Origin of the sequence: Staphylococcus sp. HMSC62B09, assembly GCF_001839115.1 — a bacterium.
Classification (GTDB): domain Bacteria; phylum Bacillota; class Bacilli; order Staphylococcales; family Staphylococcaceae; genus Staphylococcus; species Staphylococcus haemolyticus.
This window is the reverse complement of the sequence record NZ_KV840117.1, coordinates 34,898-56,623: the sequence shown is the minus strand read 5'-3', so window position 1 is coordinate 56,623 and position 21,726 is coordinate 34,898. Positions and strand designations below refer to the sequence as shown.

General features: G+C 32.6%; 19 protein-coding genes. 18 read left to right on the top strand and 1 reads right to left on the bottom strand.

What is annotated here, in order from left to right; genetic code table 11:
- Positions 1-156: 156 nt before the first annotated feature.
- Positions 157-849, top strand: coding sequence for a YjjG family noncanonical pyrimidine nucleotidase (locus HMPREF3265_RS03140; protein ID WP_070440618.1), 693 nt, complete (start codon positions 157-159; stop codon positions 847-849).
- 83 nt (positions 850-932) lie between these two features.
- Here HMPREF3265_RS03140 and HMPREF3265_RS03135 read toward each other — a convergent pair whose 3' ends face one another.
- Positions 933-1,376, bottom strand: coding sequence for an N-acetyltransferase (locus HMPREF3265_RS03135; protein WP_070440621.1), 444 nt, complete (start codon positions 1,374-1,376; stop codon positions 933-935).
- A 190-nt stretch (positions 1,377-1,566) separates the two neighbouring features.
- Between HMPREF3265_RS03135 and bshC the strand changes: the two genes are divergently transcribed.
- From bshC to ileS, 17 genes are all read left to right on the top strand, one after another.
- Positions 1,567-3,180 carry a bacillithiol biosynthesis cysteine-adding enzyme BshC gene (bshC, locus tag HMPREF3265_RS03130; RefSeq protein ID WP_070440624.1) on the top strand — a complete coding sequence of 538 codons (1,614 nt, stop codon included), beginning with the start codon at positions 1,567-1,569 and terminating at the stop codon, positions 3,178-3,180.
- Positions 3,181-3,320: 140 nt separating this feature from the next.
- A complete protein-coding gene (gene mraZ / locus HMPREF3265_RS03125; RefSeq protein WP_011276022.1) occupies positions 3,321-3,752 on the top strand; it encodes a division/cell wall cluster transcriptional repressor MraZ in 432 nt (143 codons plus the stop codon).
- A gap of 14 nt (positions 3,753-3,766) precedes the next feature.
- Positions 3,767-4,702, top strand: coding sequence for a 16S rRNA (cytosine(1402)-N(4))-methyltransferase RsmH (rsmH, locus tag HMPREF3265_RS03120; RefSeq protein WP_070440627.1), 936 nt, complete (start codon positions 3,767-3,769; stop codon positions 4,700-4,702).
- 13 nt (positions 4,703-4,715) lie between these two features.
- Entirely contained in the window at positions 4,716-5,117 is a 402-nt protein-coding gene (ftsL, locus tag HMPREF3265_RS03115; protein ID WP_016930703.1) for a cell division protein FtsL, read from the top strand.
- Positions 5,098-7,407 (top strand): penicillin-binding protein, encoded by a 2,310-nt coding sequence (locus HMPREF3265_RS03110; protein ID WP_070440630.1) that lies wholly within the window; start codon positions 5,098-5,100, stop codon positions 7,405-7,407. The genes ftsL and HMPREF3265_RS03110 overlap by 20 nt, the downstream gene beginning before the upstream one ends.
- Before the next feature lie 293 nt (positions 7,408-7,700).
- Positions 7,701-8,666: a phospho-N-acetylmuramoyl-pentapeptide-transferase gene (gene mraY, locus HMPREF3265_RS03105; RefSeq protein ID WP_011276018.1), complete on the top strand. Its 966-nt coding sequence runs from the start codon at positions 7,701-7,703 to the stop codon at positions 8,664-8,666.
- A gap of 1 nt (position 8,667) precedes the next feature.
- Positions 8,668-10,017 carry a UDP-N-acetylmuramoyl-L-alanine--D-glutamate ligase gene (murD, locus tag HMPREF3265_RS03100; RefSeq protein WP_070440632.1) on the top strand — a complete coding sequence of 450 codons (1,350 nt, stop codon included), beginning with the start codon at positions 8,668-8,670 and terminating at the stop codon, positions 10,015-10,017.
- Positions 10,018-10,032: 15 nt separating this feature from the next.
- Positions 10,033-11,361, top strand: a complete 1,329-nt coding sequence (locus tag HMPREF3265_RS03095; protein ID WP_070440635.1) for a cell division protein FtsQ/DivIB — start codon at positions 10,033-10,035, stop codon at positions 11,359-11,361.
- A gap of 103 nt (positions 11,362-11,464) precedes the next feature.
- Positions 11,465-12,898, top strand: a complete 1,434-nt coding sequence (gene ftsA, locus HMPREF3265_RS03090) for a cell division protein FtsA (RefSeq protein ID WP_070440638.1) — start codon at positions 11,465-11,467, stop codon at positions 12,896-12,898.
- A 29-nt stretch (positions 12,899-12,927) separates the two neighbouring features.
- Positions 12,928-14,109, top strand: coding sequence for a cell division protein FtsZ (ftsZ, locus tag HMPREF3265_RS03085; protein WP_070440641.1), 1,182 nt, complete (start codon positions 12,928-12,930; stop codon positions 14,107-14,109).
- 232 nt (positions 14,110-14,341) lie between these two features.
- Positions 14,342-15,133 (top strand): peptidoglycan editing factor PgeF, encoded by a 792-nt coding sequence (gene pgeF, locus HMPREF3265_RS03080; RefSeq protein WP_053024658.1) that lies wholly within the window; start codon positions 14,342-14,344, stop codon positions 15,131-15,133.
- 98 nt (positions 15,134-15,231) lie between these two features.
- Positions 15,232-15,900 carry a YggS family pyridoxal phosphate-dependent enzyme gene (locus HMPREF3265_RS03075; RefSeq protein WP_070440644.1) on the top strand — a complete coding sequence of 223 codons (669 nt, stop codon included), beginning with the start codon at positions 15,232-15,234 and terminating at the stop codon, positions 15,898-15,900.
- Between the two features lie 11 nt (positions 15,901-15,911).
- On the top strand, positions 15,912-16,505 hold the full coding sequence (locus tag HMPREF3265_RS03070) for a cell division protein SepF (protein WP_070440647.1): 594 nt from the start codon (positions 15,912-15,914) through the stop codon (positions 16,503-16,505).
- A 12-nt stretch (positions 16,506-16,517) separates the two neighbouring features.
- Positions 16,518-16,808, top strand: a complete 291-nt coding sequence (locus tag HMPREF3265_RS03065; protein WP_037552372.1) for a YggT family protein — start codon at positions 16,518-16,520, stop codon at positions 16,806-16,808.
- A gap of 33 nt (positions 16,809-16,841) precedes the next feature.
- Positions 16,842-17,669, top strand: a complete 828-nt coding sequence (locus tag HMPREF3265_RS03060) for a YlmH family RNA-binding protein (protein ID WP_070485040.1) — start codon at positions 16,842-16,844, stop codon at positions 17,667-17,669.
- A 42-nt stretch (positions 17,670-17,711) separates the two neighbouring features.
- Positions 17,712-18,404: a DivIVA domain-containing protein gene (locus HMPREF3265_RS03055; RefSeq protein ID WP_070440652.1), complete on the top strand. Its 693-nt coding sequence runs from the start codon at positions 17,712-17,714 to the stop codon at positions 18,402-18,404.
- Positions 18,405-18,629: 225 nt separating this feature from the next.
- The gene (gene ileS / locus HMPREF3265_RS03050; protein WP_070440655.1) at positions 18,630-21,380 is read left to right on the top strand and encodes an isoleucine--tRNA ligase; all 2,751 of its coding nucleotides are present in this window, start codon (positions 18,630-18,632) and stop codon (positions 21,378-21,380) included.
- Positions 21,381-21,726 lie beyond the last annotated feature (346 nt).

Here is a 21,726-nt window from a genome sequence, read left to right as displayed (position 1 = left end):
TCGTAGAAAACGGAATCAGTGTTTTAGGTAAAATTTTCGGCTTCTAATTTGAAATTTTAATTATCATGGACCAGGGCAAGCGCTCTGGTCTTTTTTAATTTATAAATATATTTCTGTTAAAATAGATTTTAGAAAATAAACGTTAAGGATGAAAATATGAAATATAATACAATATTATTAGACTTCGATGATACATTAGTTGATTTTTATGATGCTGAAGATAAAGCTTTTCACAATATGGCCAAACATTATCATCATTACCCAACAGCAGAAGACTTTCAATTTTTTAAACAAATTAATCAGGCACATTGGGAGGCTTTTCAAAAGAATAAACTAACTAAAGAAGAAGTTCTTTCACACAGATTCATTGAATATTTTAATCATTATGGGATTGAAGTGGATGGTAAACAAGCAGATGTTACTTTTAGGGATGAATTAGCTAAAGCACCCATTAAGCATTTTGATTCCACTCTAGAAACGATAGATCGATTAGCTCAAAACAATGAGCTTTATATTGTTACTAATGGTGTTACAGATACTCAAAAAAGACGTATCGCACAATTACAATTTAAAGACACATTTGATGATGTATTTATATCAGAGGAAACGGGTTATCAAAAGCCAATGATTGAGTTTTTTGATTATGTGTTTGAAAAAATTGGTGAGGACAAACGAAAATCTACCATTATTGTTGGTGATTCATTAACTTCAGATGTATTAGGTGGAAAAAATGCGGGAATAGCTACATGCTGGTTTAATGTAAGAAATAAAAAGAATAATTCTGATATAAATCCAGATTACGAAATTAAATCATTGAGTGAATTAGTTGATTTAATTGAAAATGAGTAAAAACATTTTATGCAAAAAAGTTGGAGTGGTAAAGATTCTGATAGAACTTTTATCACTCCGTAGTTTTTCCATATTATAATTAATTATTTAGGAGACCATACGAGTACATCATGACCTTCAGGATTTTTAGCGTGTACATCCTCAAAATCTTGATTCATTAAAAAATCTTTAGAATTTTGACGTGCAATGGCTTTGATAGGCATATGATAAGATTTTGCATAATCAATGAGTGACTGACCATACCCTTTATTTTTATAGTTATTTAAAACTTCTAATTTCCAAAGTAGTAAATAATCATCGAATTCTGGAAAGTAAATTTCCTCAACGTCACCCTTTTTTAGTAAAGCCATTCGGGCAACAAGGTTTTCACCGTGAAAGATGCCATAGAATGGTGATTCAGAACTGGCATCGATCATTTGGCCTTGTAGTTCTTCAACCATGTATAAATCTTTGTTACCGAATTCTCTAAAAGCCTCAAACAATTCGTCTGTTTTATAATTAATTTCAAGATGTTTTACTTCACTCATTTGCGTTATCCCCCTTATTTCTTTTGTTATATTATAACTTAAATAATATGTAAATTTCATTCAATTGTATTTTCAGGACGAAAGGGTAAATTTCACTTCAAAAATTATAAATTTTTAAGCCGTTAAATTGTCATATAATGCTATAATCTTTATACTATATGAGTAATAGCTATGTTGAAGGAGTATAGATATGGATTGTCGAGTAACTCATTTTAAAGAAAAAGATTCATTTATTTCAAAATTAAAAGAAAGTGATAAAAGTTTATTAGAATTTTATCAATATAACCCAGTTGAGACAGCTAGTTTCACGACTAGAATGAAACGTGCTAATAATGGTAGAGAAAAACAATTAGCACAAATCATTAAAGACTATATGGCGGATTTGAAATTAACTACTTCTCAGCTAGAGCATATTGAGGCGCTTGAACAAGGAGCTAAAGTAGTTATTGGAGGTCAACAATCAGGATTGTTTGGGGGACCTTTATACACTTTCCATAAAATTCTTTCGATAGTAACGTTAAGTAGTCAACTAACTAAAGAATACGGTGAAACGGTTGTTCCTGTGTTTTGGATTGCTGGAGAGGATCATGATTTTGATGAAGTGAATCATACGTATGTTTATAATGTGAAAGAGGCGCAATTAAAGAAAGTGAAGTACCATACAATGACGCCTCCAGAAACAAATATTTCAAGATATACTCCTGATAAGGAAGCTATGCTTAATGCATTAAATCTTTTCTTCGAAGAATTAAAAGAAACTAAACATTCTAAACCCTTATATAGATTATGCGTGGATATTATTAATGAGTTTGATACTTGGACTGATATATTTAAGGCTTTATTGCATACGGTCTTTAAAGAACACGGTGTGCTACTCATCGATGCACAGAACGATAAGCTTAGACAACTTGAAAAACCATTACTCAAAGAAATAGTAAATAATCATTCTAAAATTAATCAAGTATTCAGACAAACACAAGAGCAAACCATTGCATCGGGATTAACACAAATGATACAGACAGATACTAATGTACATTTGTTCCTTCATGAGGATGGTATGCGTCAATTAATATCAAAAGAAGATAATCATTTTAAATTAAGTAAATCTGATATTACCTACTCTGAAGATGAATTAATTGAATTAATAGAGACAGAGCCGGAGCGTTTCTCAAACAACGTCGTTACGAGACCAGTCATGGAAGAATGGCTATTTAATACAGTAGCATTCATAGGTGGTCCAAGTGAAATTAAATATTGGGCAGAACTAAATAATGTATTCAAATTACTTAATGTAGAAATGCCAATAGTTCTTCCACGTATGAAGATGACATATATGATGGAAAGAACACAAAAACTACTTAAACAATATAGCCTTAATGTTGAAAAAGTTATTCAAGATGGTATCGATGATGACAAAAATGAATTTGTACGTGAAAAAGCTTCCGATATGTTTATACAACAAGTAGAAGAATTGAAAGCAAAACATGAAAATGTGTATCAACAATTATTAAATGAAGTTAAGGAAAATCAAGATAATTACAATTTAGTAATTAAAAATGAAGAAATTCATAATAAACAATTTGATTATTTACTGAAACGCTATTTGTTAAATATTGAACGTGAGAATGATATTAGTATGAGACAATTTAGAGAATTGGATTTAGTATTACATCCTCACCACGGATTACAAGAAAGAATCTGGAATCCACTACAAATTATGAATGATTTTGGGATTGATGTGTTTAGTCCCTCCACTTTCCCACCACTTGAATACACATTTGATCAAATCATCATTAAACCTTAATAAATCAAGCTTTAAACCTATTTTATCGAAATGATAAAATAGGTTTTTTTGTATAAAAAAAGAATTTTAAGATATTTTACAGAATTAGTGGAGGATAGTGGGGATATGTGGTAAATTATAAATAAGGTGAGGTGATAATAATGTTCATGGGAGAATACGAACATCAACTTGATGCTAAAGGACGTATGATAATTCCATCTAAGTTTAGATATGACTTAAACGAACGTTTTATTATCACGCGAGGCCTTGATAAATGTTTATTCGGTTACACACTTGAAGAGTGGCAACAAATAGAAGAAAAAATGAAAACCTTACCTATGACAAAGAAAGACGCACGTAAGTTTATGCGTATGTTCTTCTCAGGTGCCATCGAAGTGGAATTGGATAAGCAAGGGCGTATTAACATTCCTCAAAATTTGAGAAAGTACGCTAGTTTAACTAAAGAATGTACAGTAATAGGTGTTTCAAATCGAATTGAAATTTGGGATAGAGAAACTTGGAATGATTTTTATGATGAATCTGAAGAGAGTTTCGAAGATATTGCTGAAGATTTAATAGATTTTGATTTTTAATGGAGGAATAAGTCGTGTTTCATCATATTAGCGTCATGCTTAACGAAACAATTGATTATTTAGACATCAAAGAAGATGGTATTTATGTAGACTGTACGCTTGGTGGCGCGGGTCATGCACTCTATTTATTAAATCAATTAAACGATGACGGTAGATTAATTGCGATTGATCAAGACACTACAGCATTAGATAATGCTAAAGAGGTATTGAAAGATCATCTACATAAAGTCACGTTCGTACATAGTAACTTTAGAGAATTAACTGACATTTTAAAAAACTTAAACATTGAAAAGGTAGACGGAATTTATTATGACTTAGGCGTTTCTAGCCCACAGTTGGATGTTCCAGAGCGAGGATTTAGTTATCATCATGATGCTAAACTTGATATGAGAATGGATCAAACGCAGCAACTTAGCGCATACGAAGTAGTCAATCAATGGCCATATGAAGCACTTGTTAAGATTTTTTATCGCTATGGTGAAGAGAAATTTTCTAAACAAATAGCGAGACGAATTGAAGCACATCGTGAACATCAGCCTATCGAAACTACATTAGAGCTAGTTGACATCATTAAAGAAGGCATTCCTGCTAAAGCTCGAAGAAAAGGTGGTCATCCTGCAAAACGTGTATTTCAAGCTATACGTATTGCCGTTAATGACGAATTATCTGCATTCGAAGATTCGATTGAGCAGGCAATCGAGCTTGTAAAAATTGGAGGCAGAATTTCAGTAATCACTTTCCACTCTTTAGAAGACAGATTATGCAAACAAATGTTTCAAGAGTATGAAAAGGGTCCTGATGTGCCTAGAGGGTTACCAATTATTCCTGAAGCTTACACACCTAAACTCAAGAGAGTAAATCGCAAACCAATTACCGCAACGGATACAGATTTGGATGAAAATAACAGAGCGCGCAGTGCTAAATTACGTGTTGCAGAAATTTTAAAATAAGGAGTAATTGACGATGGCTGTAGAAGAAATATATGAACCATATGAAGACGTCCAGCACAATAGTATACCGAAACAACAACCTCAATCGGAACCACAAACAAGAACAGTTACTAAGAAGGTTGTAGTTCAACTCACAAGATTTGAGAAATACTTATACATAACACTTGTTACTGCAATTGCAGTTATTGCTATTTATATGCTATCTTTAAAAATGGATGCGTATGATACGAATGGAAAGATTGCAGATTTAGACTCCAAAATTGAACAACAATCAAGTGAAAATAGCGCAATTCAATCTGAAATTAAAAAAAGTTCTTCTTACCAACGCATATACGACAAGGCTAAAGCACAAGGTATGAGCCTAAATAACGACAATGTAAAGGTAGTGCGTACAAATGGCGAAGCGAAAAATTAGAAAAAATAAATTAGGAGCAGTCCTCCTTGTTGGTATATTCGGACTGCTCTTTTTTATATTGGTTTTAAGATATTCATATATTATGATCACAGGGCATTCTGATGGACAAGATTTAGTAATGCGAGCGAATGAAAAATATTTAGTTCAAAACAATGAACAAGCTGAACGAGGCAAGATTTATGATAGAAATGGTAAAATTCTTGCCGAAGATGTCGAAAGATATAAAGTTGTAGCGGTAGTCGATAAGAGCGCAGGTAAAAGTGGAGACAAACCTCGCTATGTAGAGGATAAAAAGAAGACAGCTAAAGAACTTTCTAAAATTATAGACATGAAACCGGAAGAAATTGAAAAACGACTTAATCAGAAAAAAGCATTCCAAGTGGAATTTGGTCAAAAAGGAACTAATTTAACTTATCAAGATAAACAGAAACTGGAAAAAATGGACTTACCAGGTATTACATTATATCCAGAAACTGAACGTTTTTATCCAAATGGTAATTTTGCGTCTCACTTAATAGGAATGGCACAAAAAAATCCAGATACAGGCGAATTAAAAGGTGCACTTGGTGTTGAAAAAATCTTTGATAGTTATTTAAGTGGAACTAAAGGTGCATTATCTTATATACAAGATATTTGGGGATATATTGCTCCAAATACTAAAAATGAAAAATCACCTAAACGTGGTGATGATGTCCATTTAACAATTGATTCAAATATACAAGTATTCGTTGAGGAAGCATTGGATGATATGGTTAAGAGATATCAACCAAAAGATTTATTTGCTGTTGTCATGGATGCTAAAACAGGTGAAATCTTAGCATTCAGTCAACGTCCTACGTTTAATCCTGAGACAGGTGAAGATTTCGGGAAAAAATGGGCGAATGATTTATATCAAAATACGTATGAACCAGGTTCTACTTTTAAATCATTTGGTTTAGCGGCAGCTATACAGGAAGGTAAGTTTGATCCTAAGAAAAAATATGAGTCTGGACATCGGGATATCATGGGTTCTAGAATCTCCGACTGGAATAAAACTGGTTGGGGCGAAATTCCAATGTCATTAGGCTTTACTTATTCTTCAAATACACTGATGATGCACTTACAAGACTTAGTAGGTGCTGACAAAATGAAATCATGGTACGAAAGATTTGGTTTTAGCAAACCAACTGGTGGTCTGTTTGATGGTGAAGCAGAGGGTAATATTGCTTGGTCGAATGAATTACAACAAAAAACGTCAGCATTCGGGCAATCTACAACTGTTACGCCGGTACAAATGATTCAGGCGCAATCTGCTTTCTTTAATAAAGGGAATATGCTTAAACCATGGTTTGTGGATAGTATTAAAAATCCAATTTCCCAAAAGACATTATATCAAGGCAAAAAAGAAATTGCTGGCAAACCAATTACTGCTTCTACCGCAAGTAAAGTGGAAACAGAATTAGATAAAGTAGTTAATAGTAAGAAGAGTCATGCGATGAATTATAGAGTAGATGGTTATGATATTGAAGGTAAGACAGGTACTGCCCAAGTGGCGGATGAAAAGAACGGCGGATATGTTAAGGGTGAAAATCCATACTTTGTAAGTTTCATTGGTGATGCGCCTAAGAAAAATCCCAAAGTTATTGTTTATGCCGGTATGAGCTTAGCTCAAAAGAATGATCAAGAAGCTTATGAAATGGGTGTAAGTAAGGCTTTCAAACCAATTATGGAAAATACACTTAAATATTTAAATGTAGGTTCTAAAAAAGATGAAACTAAATCTGCACAATATTCAAAAGTACCAAATGTAACTGGACAATCTACTGATAAAGCAAAAGAAAGTTTGAAATCTGAAGATTTACAAGCAACCGTTATTGGTAATGGAGATTACGTCAAATCTCAATCAATTAAAACCAATAAAAAATTATTGCCTAATAGTAAGGTGCTCTTGTTAACTGATGGTGATATTACAATGCCAAATATGAAAGGTTGGACAAAAGATGATGTACTTGCCTTTCAAGAATTAACTGGCATTAACGTTACAACTAAAGGTAGTGGCTATGTAACAAAACAATCGGTTAACAATGGAACCACATTAAAAGACAATAGTAAGGTTGAAATTGAATTATCTCCAGAAGATCCTGACGATACATCGACGAATACAAATGACAATGAGACAGCATCAAATGACTCTTCTAATAAAGATAAAGCTAGTTCTTCAGAGGATAAGGGAAAAAACAATAAGAATGATACTTCGAGCTCTTCTGAACAAGAACAACAGACAAACAATAGTAAAGATTCTAACGATTGATTATAATTTGACTTGAAAAAGTATATGATAAGTTATGAGAATTGAATGAACGTCTAAAAGTTGTGACAAGCATATTGAGCATAGGTTACAAAATAGAATTTTAGTAGCAAATATAAGTGAGGGGGGTGGTTATATCATTCCCTTCTCAGCTCGTGTTACTTCAAAGGGCGTCATACGATTTCATACAAATTTTAAATGAATTTACTTTAAAATATTGATAAAATGAACGAGATATTATCAATTAATAAACTCAGAAGACAAAACTAAAAATTAAATATATAAAGGAGACAATTATGCTTTTTATACTTGCGGTTATCGCACTATTAATTACTTTTATCTTAGTACCTATTTTAATTCCAACGCTTAAGCGAATGAAATTTGGACAAAGCATTCGTGAAGAAGGTCCACAAAGCCATATGAAAAAAACAGGCACACCGACAATGGGTGGTTTGACTTTTCTAATTAGTATTATCATTACCTCAATTATTGCAATTTTCTTTGTAGATAATTCAAATCCAATCATTTTATTATTATTTGTGACAATTGGTTTTGGCTTAATAGGTTTTATTGATGATTACATCATCGTAGTTAAGAAAAACAACCAAGGTTTAACAAGTAAGCAGAAATTTTTAGCACAAATTGCAATTGCAGTAGTATTCTTTTTACTAAGTGATGTCTTCCATCTTGTAGAATTTTCAACTAATCTAAACATACCTTTTACAAATATTAGTATTCCATTATCTTTTGCATATGTGATTTTTATTGTTTTTTGGCAAGTTGGGTTCTCAAATGCTGTGAATTTAACAGATGGTTTAGATGGCTTAGCAACAGGATTATCAATCATTGGTTTTACAATGTATGCCATTATGAGCTTTGTTTTAGATTCACCAGCAATTGGAGCATTTTGTATTATAATGATTTTTGCATTATTAGGATTTCTACCGTATAACCTCAATCCCGCAAAGGTATTTATGGGAGACACTGGTAGCTTGGCTTTAGGTGGAATTTTCGCAACAATTTCAATTATGTTAAATCAAGAATTATCATTGTTACTAATCGGGCTAGTATTTGTAATTGAAACTGCTTCAGTTATGTTACAAGTAGCTTCATATAAACTTACAAAAAAACGTATCTTTAAGATGAGCCCGATCCATCATCACTTTGAATTAAGTGGTTGGGGAGAATGGAAAGTAGTGACAGTGTTCTGGACAGCAGGTTTAATTTCAGGATTAATCGGATTATGGATAGGAGTGCATTAGCATGCTCAATTATACAGGATTAGAAAATAAAGATGTTCTTGTAGTAGGACTAGCCAAAAGCGGATATGAAGCAGCTAAGTTATTAATCAAATTAGGTGCCAATGTGACTGTAAATGATGGTAAAGACTTGTCACAAGATCCTCATGCCAAGGATTTAGAGGCGCTAGGAGTTAAAATAGTTGATGGTGGACATCCTTTATCACTATTAGATAATGAGCCAATTATAGTAAAAAATCCTGGTATTCCTTATACAGTTTCTATAATTCAAGAAGCATATCAGCGACATTTAAAAATATTAACTGAAGTAGAATTAAGTTATTTAATATCAGAAGCACCGATTATAGCTGTAACTGGAACTAATGGTAAAACAACTACGACTTCTTTAATTGGCGATATGTTTAAGAAAAGTAGATTGACTGGTAGACTCTCTGGAAATATAGGCTATGTAGCATCTAAAGTAGCACAAGAAACATCACCTAATGAATATCTAATAACTGAATTATCTTCATTCCAATTATTAGGTGTAGAGCAATATCGTCCGCATATTGCGATTATCACAAATATATATTCTGCTCATCTAGATTATCACGAAACGCTTGAAAACTATCAAAACGCCAAGAAACAGATTTACAAAAATCAAACAGAAAATGATTACCTAATATGTAATTATCATCAAAGACATTTAATTGAGTCTGAAAATTTGAAAGCTAAAACATTATATTTCTCTACTCAACAAGAAGTAGACGGTATATATATTAAAGATGGGTTTATTGTTTACAAAGGAATAAGAATTATTAATATAGATGATTTAGTATTACCTGGGGAACATAATTTAGAAAATATTCTAGCTGCAGTGTTAGCTTCAATCTTAGCTGGTGTACCAATAAAAGCAATTATAGATAGTTTAACAACATTTTCTGGTATAGACCACAGATTACAATATATAGGTACAAATCGCACTAACAAGTATTACAATGACTCTAAAGCTACAAACACACTTGCTACACAATTTGCATTAAATTCATTCAAGCAACCAATCGTTTGGTTATGTGGTGGTTTAGATCGTGGTAATGATTTCGATGAATTAATACCTTATATGAACAATGTACGTGTCATGGTTGTTTTTGGTCAAACTCAAGAAAAATTTGCAAAGCTTGGCAATAGTCAAGGTAAGTTAGTGGTGAAAGCTACTGATATTGAAGACGCTGTTAAAAAGGTACAAGATGTAGTCGAACCGAATGACGTTGTCTTACTATCACCTGCATGTGCAAGTTGGGATCAATATAAAACATTTGAAGAACGTGGAGAAAGATTTATAGAAAGTTTCCGTGCCCACTTACCATCTTATTAAAGGTTGTGAAATCAAGTGAAAGATAAACGACGTAAAGATAATAAGGTGAGCTCGATTCAAAGTCTTATTGAAAAAAGAAATCGAGAATTAAACAATGAAGAACACCTTTCAAATCAAGATGCTAATCATAAGGATAAGAATAAAATTTCCACAGATGACGCTCAATTGTATAAAATTAATAAACTTAATGAGACTTCTAAACAACAAGATCAAAATCAATCAATAGATGAAGATAACTTTAATAATCAATCCAATGAATCCGAACAATTGGAACAAAATGAAGCAATTGAACAATTTAACGAAACATCTGATGAAAATGCTCAAAGCGTTGAAAGTACCAAAACGAATGATAGTCACAGACTCTCCACTAATTCTAGTGAAAACACATATAAGCTATCTATTAGAGATAGAGTTAAAGAGTTCAATGACAATCGTAAAAGAAAAAAACGTGCCAAGAGTACACAATTTGATCATTTATCACCACAAGAGAGAAAAGAACAATTAAGAATTCAGCGAAGGAAGCGTCAAAAAAGAATTCAGTACATTATCATTACATTTTTAGTATTATTAATAATTTTATTTTTACTCTACATGTTTACACCACTAAGTAGAATTTCTAATATTAAAATTAGTGGAAATAACAATGTGAGTAACAGTCAAGTTGAAAAAGCTTTGGATGTGAAAGGTAATTCAAGAATGTATACCTATAGTAAACGTAAAGGTGTTCAAAATCTGAAGAAGAATGATTTAATAAAAGACGTAAAAATTAAAAAGCAATTACCGAATACGTTAAAAGTGCAAATAACTGAAAATCAAGTTGTAGGTGTTGTTAAAGAAAAGAATAAATATGTGCCAATTATAGAAGGAAATCAAGAATTGAAAAACTTTGATGGTAATATTGCCGGAAGTGGACCTATTTTAGAAGAATTTAAAGGTGAAGAAAAAAGCAACATGATTAAATCTTTATCTAAGATGTCTCCAGACATTAGAGATATGATTTCAGAAATTAAGTACGCACCTAAGCAAAATAGCCAAAATAGAATTCTTTTATATATGCAAGATGATATGCAAGTAGTTGGCAACATAAAAACGATTGCTAATAAAATTAAATATTATCCTCAAATGTCACAATCTTTATCAAAAGACGACTCTGGTAACTTGAAAACCCAAGGTTATATAGATTTATCTGTAGGTGCATCATTTATACCGTATAATGAAAACAGTAGCGGAGATTCAAAATCCGATCAAAATGTTCGTCAAAAATCACAACAAGAAACTGATGCAAAAGATGAGTTACAAAGCGCTTTAAATAAAATTAACGAACAATCAGATTCAAATAATTAAAAAATTTCGATATTAATATGTGTTTATAGTTCACAAGCCTTACGACGTATTGTAAACTAAACATAGTGTATTTTAATAGTAATTTGTCAGGAGGTGCCTATCTATGGAGGAACATTACTATGTAAGCATAGATATTGGTTCATCAAGTGTAAAAACAATAGTAGGCGAAAAATTTCACAATGGAATAAATGTGATAGGTACAGGACAAACCTACACTAGCGGTATCAAGAACGGATTAATTGATGATTTCGACATTGCTAAACAAGCAGTTAAAGATACAATTAAAAAAGCTTCTATCGCATCAGGTGTAGACATTAAAGAAGTTTTCTTAAAATTACCTATCATAGGTACTGAAGTATATGATGAAGCAAATGAAATTGATTTTTATGAAGATACTGAAATAAACGGCACACACATTGAAGAAGTGCTAGAAGGTATTCGTCAAAAAAATGATGTAGCGGATACTGATGTAATTGATGTATTCCCTATTCGTTTTATTGTGGATGGGGATAATGAAGTATCAGACCCTAAAGAATTGATTGCTAGACACTCATTAAGAGTTGAAGCAGGAGTTATTGCAATTCATAAATCTATCTTAATCAACATGATTAAATGTGTAGAATCATGTGGCGTAGATGTTTTAGATGTTTATTCAGATGCTTATAATTATGGATCAATTCTTACAGCTACTGAAAAAGAATTAGGAGCATGTGTAATAGATATTGGTGAAGATTTAACTCAAATTGCCTTTTATGAGCGTGGAGAATTAGTAGACGCTGATTCAATTGAATTAGCGGGACGCGATATTACAGATGATATTGCTGAAGAACTAAATACTACATATGAAACGGCTGAAAAGATTAAACATCAATATGGTCATGCTTATGCTAATTCTGCATCAGATCAAGATGTATTTAGTGTAGATCAAGTAGACAGTGATGAATTAGTTGAATATACTCAAAAAGATTTAAGTGCTGTAATTGAGAGAACAATGCAAGATATCTTTGATGAGGTGTTTGATGTATTAGTTGACTTAGGGTTAACTAGAGTGAACGGTGGTTTCATTGTAACTGGCGGTTCTTCAAACTTATTAGGAGTTAAAGAATTACTTAATACGATGGTAAATGAAAAGATTAGAGTTCATACACCGTCACAAATGGGTATCAGAAAGCCAGAATTCACATCAGCTATTTCTACTATATCTAGTAGCATCACTTTTGATGAGTTGCTCGATTATGTTACAATGAGTTATCAAGATAATGATGAGTTTGAAGAAGAAGTTATTGAAGATAACGAGAGAGAACATACTTCTAAATCAGGTGGATTTGACTGGTTTAAACGTAAGTCAAATAGACATGAAGATACTTATGAAGAAGACTACAACGAACCACATGAAAGAACAGATAAAGTAGACGACTATGATAAGTATGATAGCAATGAAAGTCATCGCGATACGACAGAACATTATGATGATCAAGAGCAACCTCAAAAAGAAGAGGGCAAATTAAAAAAACTTATGAAATCTTTATTTGAATGATGGGCCAAAAAGACTAGGAGGAAATATAAATGTTAGAATTTGAACAAGGATTTAATCATTTAGCGACATTAAAAGTCATCGGTGTAGGTGGCGGTGGTAACAACGCTGTTAACCGTATGATTGACCATGGCATGAACAATGTAGAATTTATTGCAATTAATACAGACGGACAAGCTTTAAACTTATCTAAAGCAGAATCTAAAATCCAAATTGGTGAGAAATTAACACGCGGACTTGGTGCTGGTGCAAATCCAGAAATTGGTAAAAAAGCAGCTGAAGAGTCACGTGAACAAATTGAAGATGCAATCCAAGGTGCAGATATGGTATTCGTAACTGCTGGTATGGGTGGCGGCACTGGTACAGGTGCTGCACCAGTAGTAGCTAAGATTGCTAAAGAAATGGGAGCATTAACTGTTGGTGTAGTTACACGTCCATTCGGTTTTGAAGGACGTAAACGTTCAACTCAAGCAGCAGCTGGTGTTGAATCTATGAAAGCAGCAGTTGATACACTAATTGTTATCCCTAACGATCGCTTATTAGATATCGTTGATAAATCAACTCCAATGATGGAAGCATTTAAAGAAGCAGATAATGTATTACGTCAAGGTGTTCAAGGTATCTCTGACTTAATCGCTGTATCAGGTGAAGTAAACTTAGACTTTGCTGACGTTAAAACAATTATGTCTAACCAAGGTTCTGCTTTAATGGGTATTGGTGTCTCTTCTGGAGAGAACAGAGCAGTTGAAGCAGCTAAAAAAGCAATTTCATCACCATTACTTGAAACTTCAATCGTTGGTGCTCAAGGTGTGTTAATGAACATCACTGGTGGGGAATCACTTTCATTATTTGAAGCTCAAGAAGCGGCTGACATCGTGCAAGATGCTGCAGATGAAGATGTAAATATGATTTTTGGTACAGTTATCAATCCTGAACTACAAGATGAAATTGTAGTAACTGTAATTGCTACTGGTTTTGAAGATAAACCAACTTCACAAGGACGTAAAGCTTCAAGTACTGGTTTCGGAACAAGTGCAACTTCAAGCACTTCAACACAAGCAAGTACGCCAAGAGAAGAATCATTCTCACAAAGCTCATCAAGCTCTCGTTCTTCTGAAAGTGTATCAGAAAGAAATCATACTACTAAAGATGACGATATTCCTAGCTTTATCAGAAATAGAGAAGAAAGACGTTCTAGAAGAACTAGACGTTAATTGAAAATAAGTTTTGTCTATATTTCGTTGTATGGTTAAGTGTATATATCGTCTTAATCATTCCTATATTGGGAGTAGAACGGCGAATTCACTTGTGGATTCATGTTCGCTCCCTTTTTATTTACTTTCAAGCAAAGTGAAGATTGTTATATAATATATCTATATTCAATTTTAGAGTAAGCTTTTTAGAAATCGACAAAAATAAAACTTTTAATTAAGGTGGTTTGATCTCGTGTCAGAGAAATTTGTAAAGTATCCCCATCACTTGAAATATGAATCTCAAGACTTGAAGTATGTCAAATTAGGATTTACTACAAGAGAAGGTGGCTATAGTCTATATCCAGAATCATCATTCAATATGGCAAGATATGTGGATGATAATCCTGAAAATATTACTAAACACCAAGAAATGTTGGCGGACGCGATTGGGTTTGAAAGAGCACAATGGGTATTTCCAATTCAAACTCATGAAAATCGAGTAATGGAAATTTCGCAAAGTCATCGTGGAACTAACATCGATACATTAACAGATGATATGTATGGTATTGATGGGATTTATACATATGAACCTGATACGTTATTAACGATGTGCTACGCTGATTGTGTACCAGTTTATTTCTATAGTGAAAAACATCACTATGTAGGATTAGCACATGCTGGCTGGCGAGGTACATATGGTCAAATTGTTAGTGAAATGTTAAAGCAAATTGATTTTGATTATAATGATTTAAAGATTGTAATTGGACCATCTACATCAACTACATATGAAATTAATGATGATATTAAAGCGAAGTTTGAAACATTACCGATTAATGTAAAAGATTATATTGAAACTCGTGGAGAGAATCGACATGGTATTGATTTAAAACGTGCTAATGCACTATTACTTAATCATTATGGTGTACCATTCGACAATATATATATAACTGATTATGCTACATCAGAGGATTTATCCCTTTTCTTTTCATATCGAGTTGAAAAAGGTCAAACAGGTAGAATGTTGGCTTTTATAGGCCAAAAATAATCTCATTAGATTAGTTATATAAATAATAAATATTTAAATACATATGTATTTATTAGTGATAACTAAACTTAACAAATGGTGAAGAGGTTGAGTAGAAAATGGATGTAAAACAAAATTTAAGAAATATTGAAAGTGAAATACAATCACACTTTAAAAATAGTGAAGCGTCTACCTTGCCAAACGTGATTGCAGTAACAAAATATGTTACAATAGACCGTGCTAAAGAAGCTTATGATGCTGGACTTAGACATTTTGGTGAAAATAGATTAGAAGGCTTTTTAGAGAAGAAATCTGCTTTGCCTAACGATGTTACTATGCACTTTATAGGTTCTTTACAATCTAGAAAAGTAAAAGAAGTCATAAACGAAATTGATTACCTACATGCACTAGATAGACTTAGTTTAGCTAAGGAAATTAATAAAAGAGCGGATCATGAGATTGCCTGCTTCATACAAGTCAATGTCTCAGGAGAAGAATCTAAACATGGTATTGCTTTGAATGAAGTTAATCACTTTATAGAACAAATTGAACAATATGATAAAATAAAAATTGTCGGATTAATGACAATGGCACCTTATACAGAAGACACTACATATATTCGACAGTTATTTAAACAATTACGAGTAAAACGAGATGAAATCAAAAACCTTAATTTAGATTATGCACCGTGTAACTATTTATCTATGGGAATGAGTAATGATTATGCAATTGCTGTAGAAGAAGGTGCTTCATTTATAAGAATTGGGAGTAAACTTGTAGGAGAATAGGAGTGAGCCCCGTGGCTATTAAAGATTTATTTAATAATTTTTTTCTAATGGATGATGAAGAAGAAGTTGAAAGCCCTGAAGAGCGACAACGTCGTGTGGTTCAGAATGAAGATAATGAAACAAACAATGTTCAACAGAATCAACCGCAACAATCAGAACGTTCATATAATAATCAAAGTAAATTGAAAACAGTACCACAAAAGAAATCAACAAGAAATTATAACTCAGAAGAAAGGAATGTGCGTATGAATCAACCGCCATCAAAGTCAAACGGCAAAAATGTTGTTACAATGAATCAAACGTCGCAAAGTTATAGTGGTTATGAAAGTTCAAAAATGTGCTTATTCGAACCACGAGTATTTTCAGATACACAAGATATCGCGGATGAATTAAAAAACCGCCGTGCTACTTTAGTGAATTTACAACGTATTGATAAAATTTCAGCTAAACGCATTATTGATTTTTTAAGTGGAACAGTTTATGCAATTGGTGGAGATATTCAACGTGTAGGTACTGACATATTCCTTTGTACACCTGATAATGTAGAAGTTGCGGGAAGTATTACAGATCATATTGAACAAATGGAATCGCAACACTACGAATAAGGAGAACGTTATATGGATGTAGGTTTACTAGCTACCATTTTTGATTTTATAATTTTTCTAGTTCAAATATATTACTTTGGAATGATTATTTATTTCTTTACATCTTGGGTACCTAATATTAGAGAATCTAAGTTCGGTGAAATACTAGGTAAATTATATGAACCATTTTTAGAACCATTTAGAAAGATTATTCCACCAATAGGAATGATTGATATTTCTTCACTTGTAGCTTTGTTTGTACTTGTATTATTCCAAGCTGGGTTAAGAAGTATCTTTAATATGGTAATAGTTCATTTAATGTAATAATATATGGCTTTTAAGAGGCTGAGACAATACATGAGGTTGTTTCAACCTCTTTTATCATTTAATTTAGAATCAGAGAGGTGTAAGATAATCGATATTTATCAGCATTTTAGAGACGAAGAGCAAGGGTTAATAGATCAATTAATAGATAAGTGTGATCAAGTTGAACAGCAGTATGCGCCAATTTTGACAAACTTTCTCGATCCGAGAGGACAATATATACTTGAAGTCATAACAGTCAGTTATGAAGATATGGAAGTGACTTTTTTTGGTGGAGATAACGCAGAGAGAAAAAGAGGTATCATTGCTCCTAATTATTTTGAACCTGGGGAAGCTGACTTTGAAGAAGTATTAATTCAAATCAACTATCCAGAGAAGTTTGTTAATATACAACATCAACATGTCCTAGGAACACTTATGTCATTAGGAATAGAAAGGGAACAAGTTGGTGATATTATTGTCGGTGACAGTATTCAATTTGTTTTGACAAAGCAATTAGAATCGTATATTATGTTGGAATTAACAAAGATAAAAGGTGCTACAGTTAAACTTAATTCTATTCCATTTAAAGATATGATACAATCAGTAGAGAATTGGAAAATTCAAGGTAGTACTGTAAGTGCATTGAGATTAGACGTCGTTTTAAAAGAAATGATTCATAAATCTCGAACAATAGCGAAACAATTAATTGAAAAGAAGCGCGTGAAAGTTAATCACACAATTATTGATTCACCAGATTTTCAAGTTCAAACTAATGATTTATTATCTATTCAAGGATTTGGAAGAGCTCAAATCATTGATATAGGTGGTAGGACTAAAAAAGACAAAATACACATAAATTATCGAACGCTATTTAAGTAATAAATATAAGTCAATTTAATGTTGATTTAAGGAGGATGTAGGATGCCTTTTACACCTAGTGAAATTAAAAATAAAGAATTTACAAAAGTGAAAAATGGTTTAGAACCAGCTGAAGTAAGTGATTATTTAAATCAATTAAGTAATGAAATTGAACGTTTAAAAGAAGAAAAAAAACAGCTTGAAAAAGTAATTGAAGAGAGAGATACTAATATTAAATCTTATCAACAAGTTCATCAATCAGTAAGTGATGCCCTTGTTCAAGCTCAACAAGCTGGAGAAGAGACTAAATTGGCTGCTAATAAAGAAGCTGAAGCTGTTATCAGTAAAGCTCAAGCACAAGCAGATTTAATTGTTAATGACGCTATCGAAAAAGCACGTCATTTATCATTCCAAACTGAAGATATGAAACGTCAATCTAAAATATTCAGATCACGTTTCCGCATGCTAGTTGAAGCTCAATTAGATTTACTTAAAAATGATGATTGGGATTATTTATTAAACTATGATATCGATGCAGAAAAAGTCACACAAGAAAATTTCCAACATTTAAATAGCCAAGATATTACACCTGAAGAGCAACTTAGCGCTCAATCTCAACAATCTGAAAGTGTGCTTGCAAGCGAAAGTAATAACAGTACAACAGATTCACTAAGTACAAGTGACGCAACTAGTACAAGTGAGAACGTTACTTCACAATCAAGCATGAGTCAAAGTGAATCAACATCAAATAAATAATTGTTATAAAATAAGTCAGACAAGTAGGAGATAATAAACTTTTTACAGCGAATTAGGGTTGGTGAAAGCCTAATAAAAGTCTATCTCTTATATCACTGATTTTTACAAAGTTATATTATATATGAGAGAACTCTAAGTTGAGTTAACAAGGGTGGTACCGCGGTAATTCCGTCCCTTTTTAATTGAACTTAGAGTTCTTTTTACATTTAAGGAGTGAAATCAATTATGAACTATAAAGATACTTTATTAATGCCAAAGACTGACTTTCCGATGCGTGGTGGATTGCCAAATAAAGAACCACAAATCCAAGAACAATGGGAAGCTAACAATCAATACCAAAAAGCATTAGAAAAAAATAGAGGTAACCAATCTTACATCTTACATGATGGACCACCGTATGCTAATGGTAATTTGCATATGGGGCATGCGTTAAACAAAATTATTAAGGATATTATTGTACGTTATAAAACGATGCAAGGTTTTTACGCACCATACGTTCCAGGTTGGGATACACATGGCTTACCAATTGAACAAGCTTTGACTAAAAAGGGCGTAGATCGCAAAAAAATGTCAATTGCTGAATTTAGAGAAAAATGTAAGGAATTTGCGTTAGAACAAATCGAATTACAAAAGAAAGATTTCAAACGTCTTGGTGTACGAGGAGACTTTAATGATCCTTATATCACGCTTAAACCTGAATATGAAGCTGCTCAAATTCGTTTGTTTGGTGAGATGGCGGATAAAGGATTAATTTATAAAGGTAAGAAACCAGTTTATTGGTCACCGTCAAGTGAATCATCTTTAGCTGAAGCTGAAATTGAATATCATGATAAGCGTTCAGCATCTATCTATGTAGCATTTAACGTGAAAGATACTAAAGGTGTAGTAGATGAGGATGCTCAATTCATTATTTGGACAACTACTCCATGGACTATTCCATCTAACGTAGCGATTACAGTTCATCCTGATTTAAAATATGGTCAATATAATGTGAATGGCAAGAAATATATTATCGCACAAGCATTATCTGAAGATGTAGCAGAAGCTTTAGAATGGGATAAAGATGCCATTCAATTAGAAAAAGAATTTACAGGTAAAGAGTTAGAGTATGTTGAAGCACAACATCCTTTCTTAGATAGAATCTCACTTGTAATTAATGGTAATCATGTTACAACTGATGCTGGTACAGGTTGTGTTCATACCGCTCCTGGTCATGGTGAAGATGACTATATCGTTGGTCAAAAATATGATTTACCAGTTGTTAGTCCTTTAGATGATAAAGGTGTGTTTACTGAAGAAGGTGGACAATTTGAAGGTATGTTTTATGATAAAGCTAACAAAGCAGTTACTGATTTATTAACTGAAAAAGACGCTTTATTAAAACTAAACTTTATTACACATAGTTACCCTCATGATTGGCGTACTAAGAAACCAGTTATCTTCCGTGCTACACCACAATGGTTTGCCTCTATTAATAAAGTAAGACAAGATATTCTAGATGCTATTGAAGAAACAGATTTCAAAGTGGATTGGGGTAAAACACGTATTTACAATATGATCCGTGATCGTGGAGAATGGGTTATTTCTCGTCAACGTGTTTGGGGAGTTCCATTACCTGTATTCTATGCCGAGAATGGCGATATCATTATGACGAAAGAAACAGTTAACCACGTAGCTGATTTGTTTGAAGAGTATGGTTCAAATATTTGGTTTGAAAGAGAAGCAAAAGACTTATTACCTGAAGGATTTACACACCCTGGTAGTCCAAATGGTACCTTTACAAAAGAAATGGACATTATGGATGTTTGGTTTGACTCTGGTTCATCACATCGTGGTGTATTAGAAAATCGTCCAGAATTAAGTTTCCCAGCTGATCTATACTTTGAAGGTAGTGACCAATATCGTGGTTGGTTTAATTCTTCAATTACAACTGCTGTAGCAACTAGAGGTCAAGCGCCTTATAAATTCTTATTATCACACGGCTTTGTAATGGACGGTGAAGGTAAGAAAATGAGTAAATCACTAGGTAATGTTATTGTTCCTGACCAAGTTGTAAAACAAAAAGGTGCTGACATTGCACGTTTATGGGTAAGCAGTACTGATTATTTAGCAGACGTTCGTATTTCGGATGAAATCTTAAAACAAACTTCTGATGTATATCGTAAAATTAGAAATACTTTAAGATTTATGCTTGGTAATATTAACGATTTTAATCCTGATACTGATGCAATTCCTGAAACAGAATTACTTGAAGTCGATCGTTATTTACTAAATCGTTTACGTGAGTTTACTGCTAGCACAATTGAACATTATGATAACTTTGATTATTTAAATATTTATCAAGAAGTACAAAACTTTATTAATGTTGAATTGAGTAATTTCTACTTAGATTACGGTAAAGATATTCTTTATATTGAAGAGAAAAATGCGCATAAACGTCGTAGTATGCAAACTGTTCTATACCAAATCTTAGTTGATATGACTAAATTATTAGCACCTATTTTAGTTCACACAGCTGAAGAAGTTTGGACACACACACCACATGTAAAAGAAGAAAGTGTTCATTTAGCTGACATGCCTAAGGTAGTTGAAGTTGATCAAGCATTGCTTGACAAGTGGAATCAATTCATGGCATTACGTGATGATGTAAACCGTGCGTTAGAAGTTGCACGTAATAATAAAGTTATTGGTAAGTCTCTTGAAGCTAAAGTTGTAATTGGTAATAACGACAACTTTAAAGCTGCAGAGTTCTTACAACAATTTGAAGATTTACAACAATTATTCATTGTTTCACAAGTTGAAGTTTCAGATTCTGTAGACAATGCAGAGGCTTATCAACATGGTGATATTAGAATTGACCATGCAGTGGGTGAAAAATGTGAAAGATGTTGGAACTATACTGAAGAATTAGGTTCAGTAGGTGAATTAGAACACTTATGTCCACGATGCCAAGAAGTAGTTAAAACTTTAGTTTAATAAATATATTATTGAAAACACATAGGACATAAATAATATAATAATCCTATTTTGCAATTTATTGTAGCTGACTGAACAGACAAGACGCTTAAATCAAAATTTTCTCAGTTCTAGTCATCCTTGAGGGCAGGCCCCTACAAAGAAAATTTCATAAAGAAATTCTACAAGCAAAGCAAGTTGGGAGTTGGACAACGAATTTGAGAAGAATTCAGTCCGACTCCCTTTTTGTATTTACATTTATAATTTATAAGTAAAAATAATGACGATATGTAATGTTTCACTTTTTAATAAAAGGCTATTTAAATAGATATATTTATTAAATCAAGATTATTCGACTATTTAATAA